This is a genomic window from Pantoea sp. GCM10028869 (assembly GCF_042666835.1).
GTDB lineage: Bacteria > Pseudomonadota > Gammaproteobacteria > Enterobacterales > Enterobacteriaceae > Pantoea > Pantoea leporis.
The window spans coordinates 60,818-73,910 of record NZ_JBHTGO010000010.1 but is presented as its reverse complement, the minus strand read 5'-3'; the positions used below and the strand labels follow the sequence as shown (position 1 = coordinate 73,910).

Genomic DNA, 13,093 nt, shown 5'->3' with positions numbered 1-13,093 from the left:
ATATCAGAAAGGTCGCCAGGCATGGCGACCTTGTCATCATTACACCGCAGCCGTTTTAAACACACTCATCGACTGCGCCAGGCGATCTGCCTGTTCCTGCAACGCCTGCGACGCCGCTGAGGCTTCCTGCACCAACGCGGCATTCTGCTGCGTCACCGCCTCCATCTGCGTAATCGCTGAGTTGATCTCGCTAATCCCGCTACTTTGCTCGCTGCTGGCAATGGTGATTTCGCTCATAATATCCGCCACGCTCTTCACGCTGTTGACCACTTCACCAATCGTTGAACCGGCGTGCGTCACCAGACGGCTACCTTCATCCACCTGCGCGACCGAATCCTCAATCAACACCTTGATCTCTTTCGCGGCAGATGCCGAACGCGCCGCCAGATTACGTACTTCGGTGGCTACCACGGCGAAACCACGGCCTTGCTCACCGGCGCGTGCGGCTTCGACCGCGGCGTTAAGGGAAAGTATGTTGGTCTGGAAGGCGATGGAGTCGATCACGCTGATAATATCGACGATCTTCTTCGAAGAGAGCGTAATGGCTTCCATCTTCTCGATCACCTGTTCCATCACCACGCCGCCTTGCTTCGCCACATTGGAGGTGTTGGCCACCAACTGATTGGCTTCCCGCGCGTTTTCGGCGTTGTGCTTAACGGTGGCGGTCATCTGTTCCATCGCCGATGCGGTCTCTTCCAGCGAGCTGGCCTGCTGTTCGGTGCGTGATGAGAGATCGATGTTACCGCTGGAGATTTGATTCGAGGCGACAGCGATGGTATCGGAACCGGCGCGCACATCGGAAACGATAGTGAGCAGATTGTCGTTCATCGCCTGCAGCGCCTGCATCAGCACGGCGGTTTCATCTTTACCGCTGATTTCAATGTGCGAACTGAGATCGCCTGCCGCGACTTTCCCGGCGATTTCCACCGCTTCATTCAGCGGACGCACAATTGAACGCGTCAGCATAAAGCCTAATACGATGGAGGCTGCAATGGCGAGAGCGGAGAAGATTAGCGTCATCTCAATAGCGGATGAGCCGTTATCAATAATCTTCGCGCCTTCTTGCTGTAACTGCTGCGATTGCGAATCGGCAAACGCCACCGCGCTCGCCAGGAAAGCGTTTTGCGTATCGGTAATGGATTTCAGTACATAGGTGCTGGCGGCGTCTGCATCGCCAGCGCGTACCAGCTCAATCAGCTGATGTTTCTCGGCCTCGAATTTGTCACTGGCCGCCAGCAGCCCGGCGATTTTCTTTTTACCCACGTCGGTAACCTGTATCGCTTTGATTTTGTTCATCGCGTTGTTGGTATGCTCAGTGGCTTCGGCGAGTTGCTGATAACGTTTAACGTTATTTTCCGGACGCGTGGTATCAATCACGATGCCACGCAGATATTTAATTTGATCGTTAACACCGTCACGGACGTCAAAACCAAGACGCACTTTCACGTAACGGTCTTCCACAATCGACGTAATACCGGTTTTGATGTTGTTAATTTTGGTAATCGACGTGATGCCGACAATGACTAACAGTGCCACCACTAAACCAAAGGCGATGCCCAAACGGACGCCGACCTTCATATTCTTTAAGCTCAACATTGGTTCTCCCCGTAATGCCAAAAATTGATGTTTTCAAGACGGAAAAGCAGGCAAGGCGCCCGCATCAGGTTGATGTTTTCTAAGGTAAAAATGGTTACGCAGCGTGACAAATCTGGTATGGCAGCACCAGCGCAAGCGCTATCTGTTATCGGTTGTTAATGTTTTAACTTTAATTTTTTAGAGATGCGTCACGGTTTGGTTAATGACGTTAACCTTGATTTTTGACTGGATGGGAAAGTTAGGCGGGAGGATCCTGGTTGAAGGGTCGCCAGGAATGGCGTAATGCCGATCAGTTAAGCACCTTATCAAATCACCGCACATTCCGTAGCGGCGCGATTTATCGCGCAATGAATTGCGCCGCTACAAGGTGTGCTCTGGTAATTAAGGGTTTTCAGGTCTTAACTGACAAGCATTACGCTATGAACGGTGGCATTACGATCATTAACGCGGCTTTTTCAGCACGCCGTGGATTACATTCGACAGCTCGTTGATTTCGAACTTCGCCACGTAACCATCGGCACCGACTTTGCGCACGTGATCTTCGTTGGCGCTGCCGGAGAGTGAAGAGTGGATCACCACCGGAATCTGGCGCAGGTTGTTATCGCGTTTGATGTTGCGCGTTAAGGTAAAGCCATCCATCTCCGGCATTTCGAGATCGGTCAGCACCAGCGCGATCTTGTCGTGGATCGACTCACCGTTTGCAGCCGCTTCTTTCTGCATTTCGTTAATTTTGATCCAGGCTTCCAGACCGGTGTTGTGCATAATCGCCGGGATGCCCATGCTTTTCAGGCCTTGCTCCAGCAGCTGACGCGCCACTTTGGAATCTTCCGCCACAATCGCCACTTGGCCAGGCTTCAGATTGAAGTCTTTGGCGGTCTCTGCGCTTGGCTCAACGCCGCGCACTGAAGGAATGATGTCATACAGAATCTGCTCAACGTCCAGCACCATCGCCAGATTATTGCTTTGGCCGTCGGTATCCAGACAGGCGATGCTGGTGATGTTGCGGCTACCGATGCCCGCTTCCGCCGTGTGTACCTGGCTCCAGTCGAGACGCACAATGTTCTCCACCGATTCCACGGCAAACGCCTGAGTGCTGCGCGCATATTCGGTCACCAGCAGCAGGTTAAGGCCGGTTTCTGGTTTGCAGCCGGTGACGGCGGGCAGATCGATAACCGGAATAAACTGGCCGCGAATACTCGCCATGCCAAGCAGCGGCGATTGCATGCCAGCGGCGCGAGTGATGGTGGGCATCGGCACGATTTCACGCAGTTTAAACACGTTGATGCCGTACAGCTCAGATTTGCCTTTCAGCTGATCGGAACCCAGTCGGAACAACAGCAGTTCGAATTTATTGGAAAGCGCAAGGTTGGCGCGTTCATCGATCTCTTTCTGAAAATTATCCATCATGGCCTCGGAGCAGATCTGGGCTGAGTAAAGGGCAGGGCAATATCGCCATGATTAACTTATCGGCAGAAGAGAAAAAAAATGAAGGGGGAGATAACGGAAATTTTAGCGTGAGAGCGATCGCCCTCACGCGGGTACCCTTTACTTCAGCAGAATGGCGCGCACGCTTTTGCCTTTGATCTTGCCCTCTTTCAGCTTGATCAGCGCTTTCTTCGCCTGAGCGGCGTCGATGGCAACATAGGCGTGGGTGGCGGTCATATCGATCTTGCCGATCTGGTCGCCGCTAAAACCGGCTTCACCGGTCAGCGCGCCGAGAATATCGCCCGGACGGATTTTGGCTTTACGGCCGCCATCAATACACAGCGTCATTTTGGTCGCCGGCAGCGATTTGGCGCTGGTGCCTTTCAGCGAGCTGGAGGAAACCCAATTGAGCTTCTGCTGCAGATACTCTTCCAGCGCATTGGCGCGCACCATTTCGTCGGGGGCGACAAAGCTTACCGCCAACCCTTTCTCACCGGCGCGACCGGTACGGCCGATGCGATGAATGTGCACTTCCGGATCCCACGCCAGCTGGAAATTCACCACCAGCCCCAGCGATTTAATATCCAGACCGCGTGCAGCGACGTCGGTGGCGATCAATACGCGGATGCTGCCGTTGGCGAAGCGAATCAGCACGCGCTCACGATCGCGCTGCTCCAGATCGCCATGCAGCGCTAACGCACTGATATCACGCTCGTTCAGCGCGGCAGCAACGTCGTCACACTCGCGCCTGGTGTTACAGAACACCACGCAGGAGGCCGGTTGTTGCTGGCTGAGCAGCGCGCCGAGCAGGCTGTGGCGCTCTTTGGCGCTGGCTTCAATAAACTGCTGCTCGATGGTCGGTAACTCGGTTTTATCTTCGGTGGCGACCGCCAGCGCATCGCGCTGAAAACGCTGGCTGAGACTGGCGATGGTATCCGGCCAGGTGGCAGAAAACAGCAGCGTCTGGCGTGTTTCCGGCGTAAAGCCGATGATCGCTTCCATATCGTCGCGGAAGCCCATCTCCAGCATGCGATCGGCTTCATCCAGCACCAGCGTTTGCAGCTGGCTGAGATCAAGGTTGTCGCGCTTCAGGTGATCGAGCAAACGGCCCGGCGTGCCGACCACGATATGTGGCGCATGCACTAAGGAATCACGTTGCGCGCTCATCGGCTGGCCGCCGCACAGCGTCAGGATTTTGATATTGCGGGTAAAACGCGCCAGCTGACGCAGCACGTTGCTGACCTGATCGGCCAGTTCACGCGTCGGGCACAGAATCAGCGCCTGAGTGTGGAACTGGCTGTTATCGATGCGGTTCAGCAAACCCACGCCAAAGGCGGCGGTTTTGCCACTGCCGGTTTTCGCCTGCGCACGCACGTCGCGCCCTTCCAGAATCGCGGGCAGGGAAGCGGCCTGAATCGGCGTCATGGCGTCGAAACCCATCTCGCGCAGGTTATCGAGTTGGCTGGCGGGCAGTTGCGTCAGGGTAGAAAAAGCAGTCACGGGAAAGTCTCTAATTGCGGGTAGGATGGCGGCGGTCAGTCTGGCAGAAAGGGGCGTGATCGGCAATGGCAAAAGCGCTTCTGCTGCCTGCCTGAAAACCGTTAGTGTTATAACAGGCTTGTCTCGTTTTTATACGCATACTGTTGCGAAGTTCTAATGCTTTTGTGGTTGATTTTATTCTGCAATGAAGGCGCTAAACCTCGACATATTCAACGAAAAAGGAGAATTAGCGTTATTAAACAAGCATTATCAGGGTTTGTTAATGCTTACTTATAAGTATTGTGCTAATGAATGGCTTCGCTTAGGTAAAATTCTGATTAAAACGAATAGCCGATTTGCTTTATATTTACCCCGCCGTTTGGCTAATCAGTAAATACCCATAATATTTCAGAGGTCATTTCATTGAGTCATTATGTCCAGGGACAAAACGAAGACATTCTGAAAATCGTCGGCCGCGCCGTGTTAACGCTGCATCTGCATGGAGAAACCTTATCTTCGGATAAAGTCAGCTCTATGATTGCCTGTTACGCGGAAGAAGAGCCTGTCAGCGACGATGAAAACCAGCGGCTGTATGCGCTGGCGATTCAGATGCTTTCGTAAAATCCAGCACTCACCGGGTGTGCGCATGCCGCCTGTTTATGTCGTACGTAAAGCCTCCTTGCGGAGGCTTTTTTGTTGGGTGCCTTCAGCCACGCGCCGCTACGGGAATGTGCGATTTTCTGCTTACGCACTGAACACTGGCAATCCGCGGTGGAAGGTGGCGCGGACCGGGGAGATGCGGGCAACGGCTTCGGCGGAGCAGCTGGCCTCGACCAGCATCATGCTGGCTTCATCGTCGACCTTCGGCCACTGACGTTCGCCCTGATTCGACAGCGGCAAAATCCCGCCAGTGGCGATATGCAGCGCGCGGCTCAAACCGAACTCATCGGAACCGCGATACAGCTGCGCGTACAAATTGGCTTTCTCCAGCATGCTGCCGGTGCCAAACGGTGACCAGTGATCGATCACGCTGTCCGTGCCGGTCATCACCGTGATGCCCGCCGCCTGCAACTGCGGCAGCGGCATGGTCAGCTTGCCAATCGGAATGGTCGACGCCACGCTCATCTGCTGCTCGGCCATGCCCGCAATCATCTGATCCAGCGCTTTGCCTTCCAGCGTGCCGAGCGCAAAACCGTGACTCAGCGTCACTTTACCCTTCAGCTGCGGGTTTTTCGCGATGGTATCGATCATGTACTGAATGGCCGCCACGCCGGATGGCGAGGTTTCGTGCAGATGGATATCCACGCCGCGCTGGAAATCGAGGGCGATCTGGAACATCGCATCCAGCGACGCCTGCATCGCGCCATCCACGTTGGTGGGATCGAGCCCGCCGACAAACTGCACGCCCATCTGCATCGCTTCGCGCATCAAGCCATCAACCTTCGAATGCAGCAAACCATGCTGCGGGAAGGCAACGATTTCACACGGGAATTCCGGATGATTCGCCAGCGCCAGCTTGAGATGCTCAAGGCTTTTCAGGCCGCTGACCGGATCGATATTGCAGTGACTGCGCGCTTCGGTGGTGCCTTTGCTGTGCAGCAAACCAATGATCGCTTCGGCACGCGCCTGCGACGTTGGCAGCAGTTGCGGGATCAGCACCTGTTCGCGCGCAATCATATCCATGATGGTTTTGCCCTGACGCGGACGCGGCGCTTCCCACGGACCACCGTAAAAGGTTTTGTCGAGATGGATATGCATATCACGGGTGCGCGGCAGCAGCAGGGCGCCGTGGGCATCCCACTGTGGCAGGGCGGCGTTGCGCGCTTTGCCTGCGGCATCAATCGCCGCGAAAGTGCCGTCTTTGATAGTGATGTCGTACAGTGCGGTGCGCGTGGCGATCACCTCTTTACCGTCGCGCTCAAAGCCCTCTTCGAGGCGGACATTGAGCAGCTGGTAGTGCGCAACGCGCGGTGGCGGCGTGTGCGGCTGTGTGCTGTTAGCGAGCAGCGGTGAAGCGGGTGCAGCGTAGCTGATGCCGGCGGCCAGCAGGCTTCCGGCGGCGGTCAGACTAAGAAATTCACGACGGCTGGGAGAGGTCAGTTGCATCAGAGGTTCCATCAAATGAGAAACGCTTAATCTGGCAAAACTCAACGCAGCGCGCTGCGATATTTGCCACTGGTTAGCAGTGGAAAAATCACTGCCACTGCAGCTGACAAAAGGTCACCAGCGCGGCGGCCAGCGCCTGCTGCAGTTCGTCCTGCGGCGCACGGCAAAATAGCGCCAGTTCAAAATGGTTGATGGTGGGTAAACCATCGGCTTCCCCTAATACGCGATGCTCAGGCAAGCGGCAGCTGGCGGGCAGCAGCGTTAAGCCCAATCCGGCGGCGCTGGCGCTGGCGAGCGCCACCAAACTGGCGCTGCTGTAGCTGATGCGCCAGCTGCGGCCGAGGCTATCCAGCGTCTGCGCCATCTCCTCGCGATATAAACCGAGCTGCGGGAACACCACCAGCGGCACCGGCGTTTGCTCAAAGCAGGGATGTGCGGCGCTGTCCAGCCACAGCAGCGGCTCGGGGCGCGCAGCCAGCGGACGTTCACCGCCCGGCTGTTTGATCAGCATGATATCCAGCTCCTCACGCTGCCAGGCGCGATGCAAATCGACATACATGCCGCTCATCACATCAAGGCGCAGTTGCGGATGATCGCGGCTGAACTCCGCCAGCAAACCGGCGGTCGGCGCGGCGAAATCTTCCGGCACGCCAAGGCGCAGCACGCCGTCGCGCCATTTATCGCTCAGCACGTCGTGCGCTTCGCCGTTTAGCGCGATGATGCGGCGCGCATAGCCCAGCAGCTTCTCGCCCTCTTCGGTGAGCGCCACCTGATGCGATGTGCGCTGTAGCAGCGGTTTACCGATCATCTCTTCCAGCCGACGCACCTGCTGGCTCACGGTGGATTGCGACAGATGCACGCGATCGGCGGCGCGGGTGAAGCTGGCGGTTTCGCACACCGCGACAAAACTCAGCAGTTGCTGCGGGGTGAACATCGGTTGACGATTCATTTTTCCACTGGTCGTTATGGTGTTATTTCATTTCCAAATAGTAACGACTGCTGCGATGCTGACAACCTCTTTGCAGCAGGATTGTGTATGAATCGACATTTCAACGGATTAACGCTCGCCGCTTTGGTAGTGGCTGGGCTGAATATGCGACCGTTACTCACTTCTCTTAGTCCATTACTCGGCCAGCTTCGGCAGACGATGGGACTCTCTTCACTGGCGGCTTCGCTGCTGCCTGCGGTACCGATGGTGATGATGGGCGCGGTCGCGCTACTGAGCGCTTCGCTGATGCAGCGCGTGCCGCTGCAACGCTTGCTGCTGGCCGGATTGACGCTGCTGCTGCTGGCGCTGGCGGCGCGTGGCGTGATCCACGACGGCAGTTGGCTGGTGGTCAGCGCGCTGTTTGGCGGCTTTGGCGTGGGCGTGGTACAGATGGCGATGCCGGGCCTGATTCGTCAGCGCTTTGCACAGCGCAGCGCGCCGGTCACCGGATTGTGGGCCGGTGCGCTGATGGGCGGCGGCGGTTTAGGAGCGGCGTTATCGCCGTGGCTCAGCGATCATTTTGGCGGGTCGCTGGCGCTGAGCGGCTGGGCGCTGCCGGTGCTGCTGGCGATTGCACTGTGGCTTTACGTGCGCGTACCAACCGTCGCCAGCACGGAAAAGGTTGCGCTGCCGTCGCTGTGGCGCACGCCGCGCGCCTGGACGCTGGCAATCAGTTTTGGCCTGGTGAACGGTGGTTACGCCACCTGCGTTGCCTGGCTGCCGGATGCCTATCATCATCTTGGCTGGTCGGCGCAGGCCGGCGGATCGCTGCTCGGCGCAATGATTCTCTGTCAGGTTGCAGGTGCGCTGTTGATGCCGCTGCTAGCGCGTAAGGCGGATCGGCGTCCGCAGCTGATTATCAGCCTGGTTTGTCAGCTGATCGGCATGAGCGGCTTTCTGTTTGCTCCGCTGTTCGCGCCGTGGCTGTGGGCGGCGATTGCCGGATTTGGACTGGGCGCGGCATTCCCGCTGGCGATGGTGCTGGCGCTTGATCACCTGCCGCATCCGCAGGCCGGTGCACGGCTGGTGGCGTTTATGCAGGGCGCGGGCTTTATCATCGCCGGCTGCATGCCGTTTATCGGCGGTCAGCTGCAGGCATTAACCCACAGTTTTTCCAGCGTCTGGCTGATGCAGGCGGCGGTGACGGTCGGGCTGATTTTGCTGAACCTGCGCTTTCATCCGCGCAGTTATGGTCGGGCCTTTGGCCGGACTGCGGCGTAATTGGTCCTACCAAAAGATTCAAATGTGGCCGCGTCGTCACATAACCTGAAAAATCCCGCCTGTTTCGTTGCATCGAAGTAACAAAGCATTAACCATTCTCCTCCATTAAGCCCGCCACGCTGCATTTTGGTCCTACCAATGCAGCAGGGCGGTGGGGCCTTTCTCAGGATAATGCGATGACCGAAAATACGCTGCGGGCGCGGCTCTGCGCCTGGATTACCGAGCATCAGCTGGAGCCGGGCATGCGGCTGCCGTCCGAACGCGCGCTGGCGGCCGAGTTCGGTTCATCGCGATCGTCACTGCGCGAGGCGATCCAGCAACTGATCAGCAGCGGCGTGTTGATCAGTAAACGCGGTGGCGGCACCTGGCTACGTCAGCCGCAGCAACCGTGGTCGGAACAGCGTATCGTAGAGCCGATTCGCCAGCTGCTGGCTGAAGATCCCGATTATCGCTACGACATCCTTGAAGCGCGTCACGCAATAGAGGCCAGCACCGCATGGCACGCGGCGTTACGCGCCACCGAAGCCGATAAAGAGCGGCTGGCTTACGCCTTTGATGCGCTGCTGAAGATTAAGCAGAGCGACGATGCCGATCTCGCGGCGCAGGCCGATCTGCGTTTTCATCTCGCCATCGCCGAAGCCTCGCACAATGTGGTGCTGCTGCAGACCATGCGCGGCTTTTTCGATCTGCTGCAATCCTCGGTGCTGCACAGCCGTCAGCGCATGTATACCCATCCGGTGATTTTTAATCGTCTTAACGAACAGCATCAGGCGATGTTTGATGCGGTGATGGCCGGTGACGCGGAAACGGCGCGCCAGGCGGCGATGGATCATCTCGGCTTTGTTCACACCACTATGAAAACCCTGCATGAAGATGAGGCGCGCCAGGCGCGCATTACGCGTCTGCCGGGCCACCAACCTCAGCACAAGGAAAATAACGGATGATCATTTCTGCTGCCAGTGACTATCGCGCCGCGGCGCAACGCATCTTGCCACCGTTCTTGTTTCACTATCTGGATGGCGGCGCTTACGCCGAGCACACGCTGAAGCGCAATGTCGCCGATCTCTCCGACGTGGCGCTGCGCCAGCGCGTGCTGAAAAACATGTCGGCGTTGAGCCTAGAAACGAAGCTGTTCAACGAAACCCTGTCGATGCCGGTGGCGCTGGCGCCGGTCGGCTTGTGTGGCATGTATGCGCGACGCGGTGAAGTGCAGGCGGCGCGCGCGGCGGCGCTGAAAGGCATTCCGTTTACGCTCTCAACCGTGTCGGTTTGCCCCATTGAAGAAGTGGCGCCGGCCATTAATCGTCCGATGTGGTTCCAGCTCTATGTGCTGCGCGATCGCGGCTTTATGCGCAACGCGCTGGAGCGCGCCAAAGCCGCCGGCTGTACCACGCTGGTGTTCACTGTCGATATGCCGACGCCGGGCGCACGTTACCGTGATGCGCACTCCGGCATGAGCGGCCCCAATGCGCCGCTGCGTCGTTACTGGCAGGCGGCAACCCATCCGCAATGGGCGTGGGATGTCGGTTTACATGGCCGTCCGCACGATCTCGGCAACATCTCCACTTATCTTGGTAAACCGACCGGGCTGGAAGATTACATCGGCTGGCTGGCGAACAATTTCGATCCGTCGATTTCCTGGAAAGATCTGGAGTGGATTCGTGAATTCTGGGATGGCCCGATGGTGATTAAAGGCATTCTCGACGCGGAAGATGCGCGCGATGCGGTGCGATTTGGTGCCGATGGCATTGTGGTGTCGAATCACGGCGGGCGTCAGCTGGACGGCGTGCTGTCGTCGGCGCGCGCGTTGCCGGCCATTGCCGATGCGGTGAAAGGCGATATTACCCTTCTCGCCGACAGCGGGATTCGCAGCGGGTTGGATGTGGTGCGGATGATCGCCCTCGGTGCCGACAGCGTGCTGCTGGGACGCGCGTTTGTCTATGCGCTGGCAACGCACGGTCAGCGCGGCGTTGAAAATCTGCTCAACCTGATTGAGAAAGAGATGAAAGTGGCGATGACGCTGACCGGCGCGAAATCGATCAAAGAGATTACGCAGGCTTCGCTGGTGCAGGCTAACGCGCTGTTGAGCGAGGCGGGCTTGAGTCCGGCGCGTCCACGCGCGGTGAGCTAATCCAGCAGAATGAGTCATGTTGTCTATACTCAATAGCTGTCGAACACAACAGGAGGAATGACATGACCATACATAAGAAAGGATCGGCCCATTGGGAAGGCGACATTAAAGGCAAAGGTACGGTAAGTACTGAAAGCGGCGTGTTGAGCAATCAACCGTACGGTTTCAATACCCGTTTTGAAGGCCAGAAGGGCACTAACCCGGAAGAGCTGATTGGTGCTGCGCACGCCGCTTGCTTCTCAATGGCATTGTCATTGATGTTGGGCAATGAAGGGCATCCGCCAACAAGCATTGATACCACCGCGGATGTGTCGCTGGATAAAAAGGGCGACGGTTTTGCCATCACCAAAATCGCGCTGACCAGCGCCATCGTCTTACCGGGCATTGATGACGCGAAGTTTGATGAGATCATCCAGAAAGCCAAAGCGGGCTGCCCGGTTTCTCAGGTACTGAATGCTGAAATCACGCTCGACTACACGCTGAATAAATAATCGCCCAAATGGGTGACCAGCGTTAGAATCAACGGTGCGCCTTAGGGCGCATCGTTGCTTTCTGTCGTCTGGAGGATGCGTGGCAAAAAAACTGGCTGCAACCAAACACTGGAAAATGATCGTGGTGCTGTTGTGCATCTGCGGGGCGCTGATGCTGATTCGCTGGGCGGCGATGATATGGGGATGAAAGAGTGGATCAGCAGCCACAAGCTTGGCGTATTGGTGATGGTGATTTTGGTGCTGGAGTTACTGCATTACCTGCTTACGGCGTCATGGTTCCCATGGCAGATTGGCTAATCAATCAGGCGAACTCACCGTCTGTCTGGCGTACGTTACGCGCACTGCTGCGCGCAATGCGATACGCCTTGCGTGGATCGCCCGCCACGAACTCAAACGTGGGCGAGAAATAGAATGGCAGCCAGCCGCCGAAGCCGCTTTCCCATTCCCAACGTACGGGGCAGGGCCAGAGAATGCCATCATACAAAATGTAATAAACCCAGCGTCCGTTTGGACGACGGGGGCGAGATGTTTTCATTGGATTCACAACGATGATAGTGAAAAGCAGCTTATATTTTGAACGCTACAACCCATTCTTGCAATGCCGTTTGGCTACTATTTGCGCAACTTTAATCAAGCTGGCACCGAATTAACGGTGCACTTCGCCACAAAGTAAGACCACATTTGGCCGCACTTTATGGATGCGATCGGCCATCTGCTCACAGGCCACTTTGGTCGGATAGATACGCTCCGAAACCGGTAAGGCATCACAGGCATCATGCCCACATGCGCTCACTAATAAAACAAAACCAATCAGCATAATCAGACTCCTTTAACACCTTCTCGCTGGTACGGAATGTGTGGCTGGTCGTTCCCTTTTTTGATCCAGTATAGCTAAACGCGTTGAGAGTCAATTATCACCCTGAGCGGCTTTCTTGTCCGGCTCGCAAGATTATACGCATCGCAGTGCGCAACCGTAGCTCAATCTGGGCTAAACTATGCGGCCCTGATAAAAACGATGAGTGAGTTAACATGTCGAACGAAATTGCCCAACCAGCCAGCAGCCCAAAACAAGCCGCCTTGCAACTGGTGATTGAACTGGTGCGCGCGGGAAAACTGAGCCCGCTGCACGGTGATGCTTCCAACATGATTTCTATCTACGAACAGTTCAAAACCCATTTCGAAGCGGAAAAAGAGTAATTTTTGTGCCAGCGGTCGCCATGAATGGCGGCCCTAGGCGATCTCATCCGTGTGGGTGCGGTCGTACTCTTCCTGCGCGCGTTCCAGTGATGGACCGTGCTCCAGCGCCCAGTCATACAACGCGACAAACGGTTGTTGCAGCGTCTGTGCCAGCGGCGTCAGGCTGTATTCCACACCGATCGGCGCGGTGTTCAGCACTTCGCGATTCACCAGCCCATTACGCTCCAGCCGCTTTAACGCATCCGCCAACGCCTTGTGAGTGATGCCATCCAGCCGACGACGAATCTCGTTAAAACGCGACGGCTTAGTACAAAGCACGGTGAGAATTAAAATCGACCATTTATTGGTGATGTGCTCCAGCACCGGCCGGGTTTTTCCTACATCTCTCAAGCTGTTACCGTCGATCTCTGCCATGGCGATATACTCCGCGATATCTGGTATAAATGAAGTGCGTAATTG

Annotated in this window: 15 protein-coding genes; 7 read left to right on the top strand and 8 right to left on the bottom strand. The window is 56.6% G+C overall.

Annotation, left to right across the window (positions count from 1 at the left end; translation table 11 throughout):
• Positions 1–39 precede the first annotated feature (39 nt).
• The 3 genes from ACFQW4_RS20875 to dbpA form a co-directional block, all read right to left on the bottom strand.
• Positions 40–1,596 (bottom strand): methyl-accepting chemotaxis protein, encoded by a 1,557-nt coding sequence (locus tag ACFQW4_RS20875; protein ID WP_222233058.1) that lies wholly within the window; start codon positions 1,594–1,596, stop codon positions 40–42.
• A 441-nt stretch (positions 1,597–2,037) separates the two neighbouring features.
• On the bottom strand, positions 2,038–3,000 hold the full coding sequence (locus tag ACFQW4_RS20870) for a chemotaxis protein (RefSeq protein ID WP_008105989.1): 963 nt from the start codon (positions 2,998–3,000) through the stop codon (positions 2,038–2,040).
• Between the two features lie 141 nt (positions 3,001–3,141).
• Positions 3,142–4,521: an ATP-dependent RNA helicase DbpA gene (gene dbpA / locus ACFQW4_RS20865; protein ID WP_377727199.1), complete on the bottom strand. Its 1,380-nt coding sequence runs from the start codon at positions 4,519–4,521 to the stop codon at positions 3,142–3,144.
• Between the two features lie 402 nt (positions 4,522–4,923).
• Between dbpA and ACFQW4_RS20860 the strand changes: the two genes are divergently transcribed.
• Complete coding sequence (locus ACFQW4_RS20860) at positions 4,924–5,121, top strand: hypothetical protein (RefSeq protein WP_039333073.1); 198 nt, start codon at positions 4,924–4,926, stop codon at positions 5,119–5,121.
• 123 nt (positions 5,122–5,244) lie between these two features.
• Here the strand turns inward: ACFQW4_RS20860 and ACFQW4_RS20855 are convergent, their stop codons facing one another.
• Positions 5,245–6,606 (bottom strand): amidohydrolase family protein, encoded by a 1,362-nt coding sequence (locus ACFQW4_RS20855; protein ID WP_101762495.1) that lies wholly within the window; start codon positions 6,604–6,606, stop codon positions 5,245–5,247.
• A gap of 88 nt (positions 6,607–6,694) precedes the next feature.
• The gene (locus ACFQW4_RS20850; RefSeq protein WP_110867784.1) at positions 6,695–7,555 is read right to left on the bottom strand and encodes a LysR family transcriptional regulator; all 861 of its coding nucleotides are present in this window, start codon (positions 7,553–7,555) and stop codon (positions 6,695–6,697) included.
• An 87-nt stretch (positions 7,556–7,642) separates the two neighbouring features.
• Here ACFQW4_RS20850 and ACFQW4_RS20845 point away from each other — a divergent pair, with 87 nt between their 5' ends.
• The 5 genes from ACFQW4_RS20845 to yniD all read left to right on the top strand — a co-directional run bounded on the left by ACFQW4_RS20845 (position 7,643) and on the right by yniD (position 11,624).
• Complete coding sequence (locus ACFQW4_RS20845; RefSeq protein ID WP_377727195.1) at positions 7,643–8,815, top strand: cyanate transporter; 1,173 nt, start codon at positions 7,643–7,645, stop codon at positions 8,813–8,815.
• Between the two features lie 176 nt (positions 8,816–8,991).
• Positions 8,992–9,759 carry a transcriptional regulator LldR gene (lldR, locus tag ACFQW4_RS20840; protein WP_101762492.1) on the top strand — a complete coding sequence of 256 codons (768 nt, stop codon included), beginning with the start codon at positions 8,992–8,994 and terminating at the stop codon, positions 9,757–9,759.
• Complete coding sequence (lldD, locus tag ACFQW4_RS20835; protein ID WP_101762491.1) at positions 9,756–10,946, top strand: FMN-dependent L-lactate dehydrogenase LldD; 1,191 nt, start codon at positions 9,756–9,758, stop codon at positions 10,944–10,946. The genes lldR and lldD overlap by 4 nt, the downstream gene beginning before the upstream one ends.
• Before the next feature lie 62 nt (positions 10,947–11,008).
• Positions 11,009–11,437, top strand: a complete 429-nt coding sequence (locus ACFQW4_RS20830) for an OsmC family protein (protein ID WP_101762490.1) — start codon at positions 11,009–11,011, stop codon at positions 11,435–11,437.
• Between the two features lie 79 nt (positions 11,438–11,516).
• The gene (gene yniD / locus ACFQW4_RS20825; protein WP_021507251.1) at positions 11,517–11,624 is read left to right on the top strand and encodes a small membrane protein YniD; all 108 of its coding nucleotides are present in this window, start codon (positions 11,517–11,519) and stop codon (positions 11,622–11,624) included.
• Between the two features lie 114 nt (positions 11,625–11,738).
• Here the strand turns inward: yniD and ACFQW4_RS20820 are convergent, their stop codons facing one another.
• Complete coding sequence (locus ACFQW4_RS20820; RefSeq protein WP_101762489.1) at positions 11,739–11,972, bottom strand: hypothetical protein; 234 nt, start codon at positions 11,970–11,972, stop codon at positions 11,739–11,741.
• Positions 11,973–12,083: 111 nt separating this feature from the next.
• Entirely contained in the window at positions 12,084–12,254 is a 171-nt protein-coding gene (locus ACFQW4_RS20815) for a hypothetical protein (RefSeq protein WP_007887091.1), read from the bottom strand.
• Positions 12,255–12,466: 212 nt separating this feature from the next.
• Between ACFQW4_RS20815 and ACFQW4_RS20810 the strand changes: the two genes are divergently transcribed.
• A complete protein-coding gene (locus tag ACFQW4_RS20810) occupies positions 12,467–12,634 on the top strand; it encodes a hypothetical protein (RefSeq protein WP_168197444.1) in 168 nt (55 codons plus the stop codon).
• Positions 12,635–12,667: 33 nt separating this feature from the next.
• On the opposite strand, the gene ACFQW4_RS20805 is transcribed toward ACFQW4_RS20810, so the two are convergent.
• Positions 12,668–13,048: a helix-turn-helix domain-containing protein gene (locus tag ACFQW4_RS20805; protein WP_192415363.1), complete on the bottom strand. Its 381-nt coding sequence runs from the start codon at positions 13,046–13,048 to the stop codon at positions 12,668–12,670.
• Positions 13,049–13,093: the final 45 nt, after the last annotated feature.

What these genes read in the sequence shown, in the direction of transcription:
- ACFQW4_RS20875 (WP_222233058.1), bottom strand. Translation starts at nt 1,596, where the DNA reads ATGTTGAGCTTAAAGAATATGAAGGTCGGCGTCCGTTTGGGCATCGCC.
- ACFQW4_RS20870 (WP_008105989.1), bottom strand. Translation starts at nt 3,000, where the DNA reads ATGGATAATTTTCAGAAAGAGATCGATGAACGCGCCAACCTTGCGCTT.
- ACFQW4_RS20855 (WP_101762495.1), bottom strand. Translation starts at nt 6,606, where the DNA reads ATGCAACTGACCTCTCCCAGCCGTCGTGAATTTCTTAGTCTGACCGCC.
- ACFQW4_RS20850 (WP_110867784.1), bottom strand. Translation starts at nt 7,555, where the DNA reads ATGAATCGTCAACCGATGTTCACCCCGCAGCAACTGCTGAGTTTTGTC.
- ACFQW4_RS20845 (WP_377727195.1), top strand. Translation starts at nt 7,643, where the DNA reads ATGAATCGACATTTCAACGGATTAACGCTCGCCGCTTTGGTAGTGGCT.
- lldR (WP_101762492.1), top strand. Translation starts at nt 8,992, where the DNA reads ATGACCGAAAATACGCTGCGGGCGCGGCTCTGCGCCTGGATTACCGAG.
- lldD (WP_101762491.1), top strand. Translation starts at nt 9,756, where the DNA reads ATGATCATTTCTGCTGCCAGTGACTATCGCGCCGCGGCGCAACGCATC.
- ACFQW4_RS20830 (WP_101762490.1), top strand. Translation starts at nt 11,009, where the DNA reads ATGACCATACATAAGAAAGGATCGGCCCATTGGGAAGGCGACATTAAA.
- ACFQW4_RS20820 (WP_101762489.1), bottom strand. Translation starts at nt 11,972, where the DNA reads ATGAAAACATCTCGCCCCCGTCGTCCAAACGGACGCTGGGTTTATTAC.
- ACFQW4_RS20815 (WP_007887091.1), bottom strand. Translation starts at nt 12,254, where the DNA reads ATGCTGATTGGTTTTGTTTTATTAGTGAGCGCATGTGGGCATGATGCC.
- ACFQW4_RS20810 (WP_168197444.1), top strand. Translation starts at nt 12,467, where the DNA reads ATGTCGAACGAAATTGCCCAACCAGCCAGCAGCCCAAAACAAGCCGCC.
- ACFQW4_RS20805 (WP_192415363.1), bottom strand. Translation starts at nt 13,048, where the DNA reads ATGGCAGAGATCGACGGTAACAGCTTGAGAGATGTAGGAAAAACCCGG.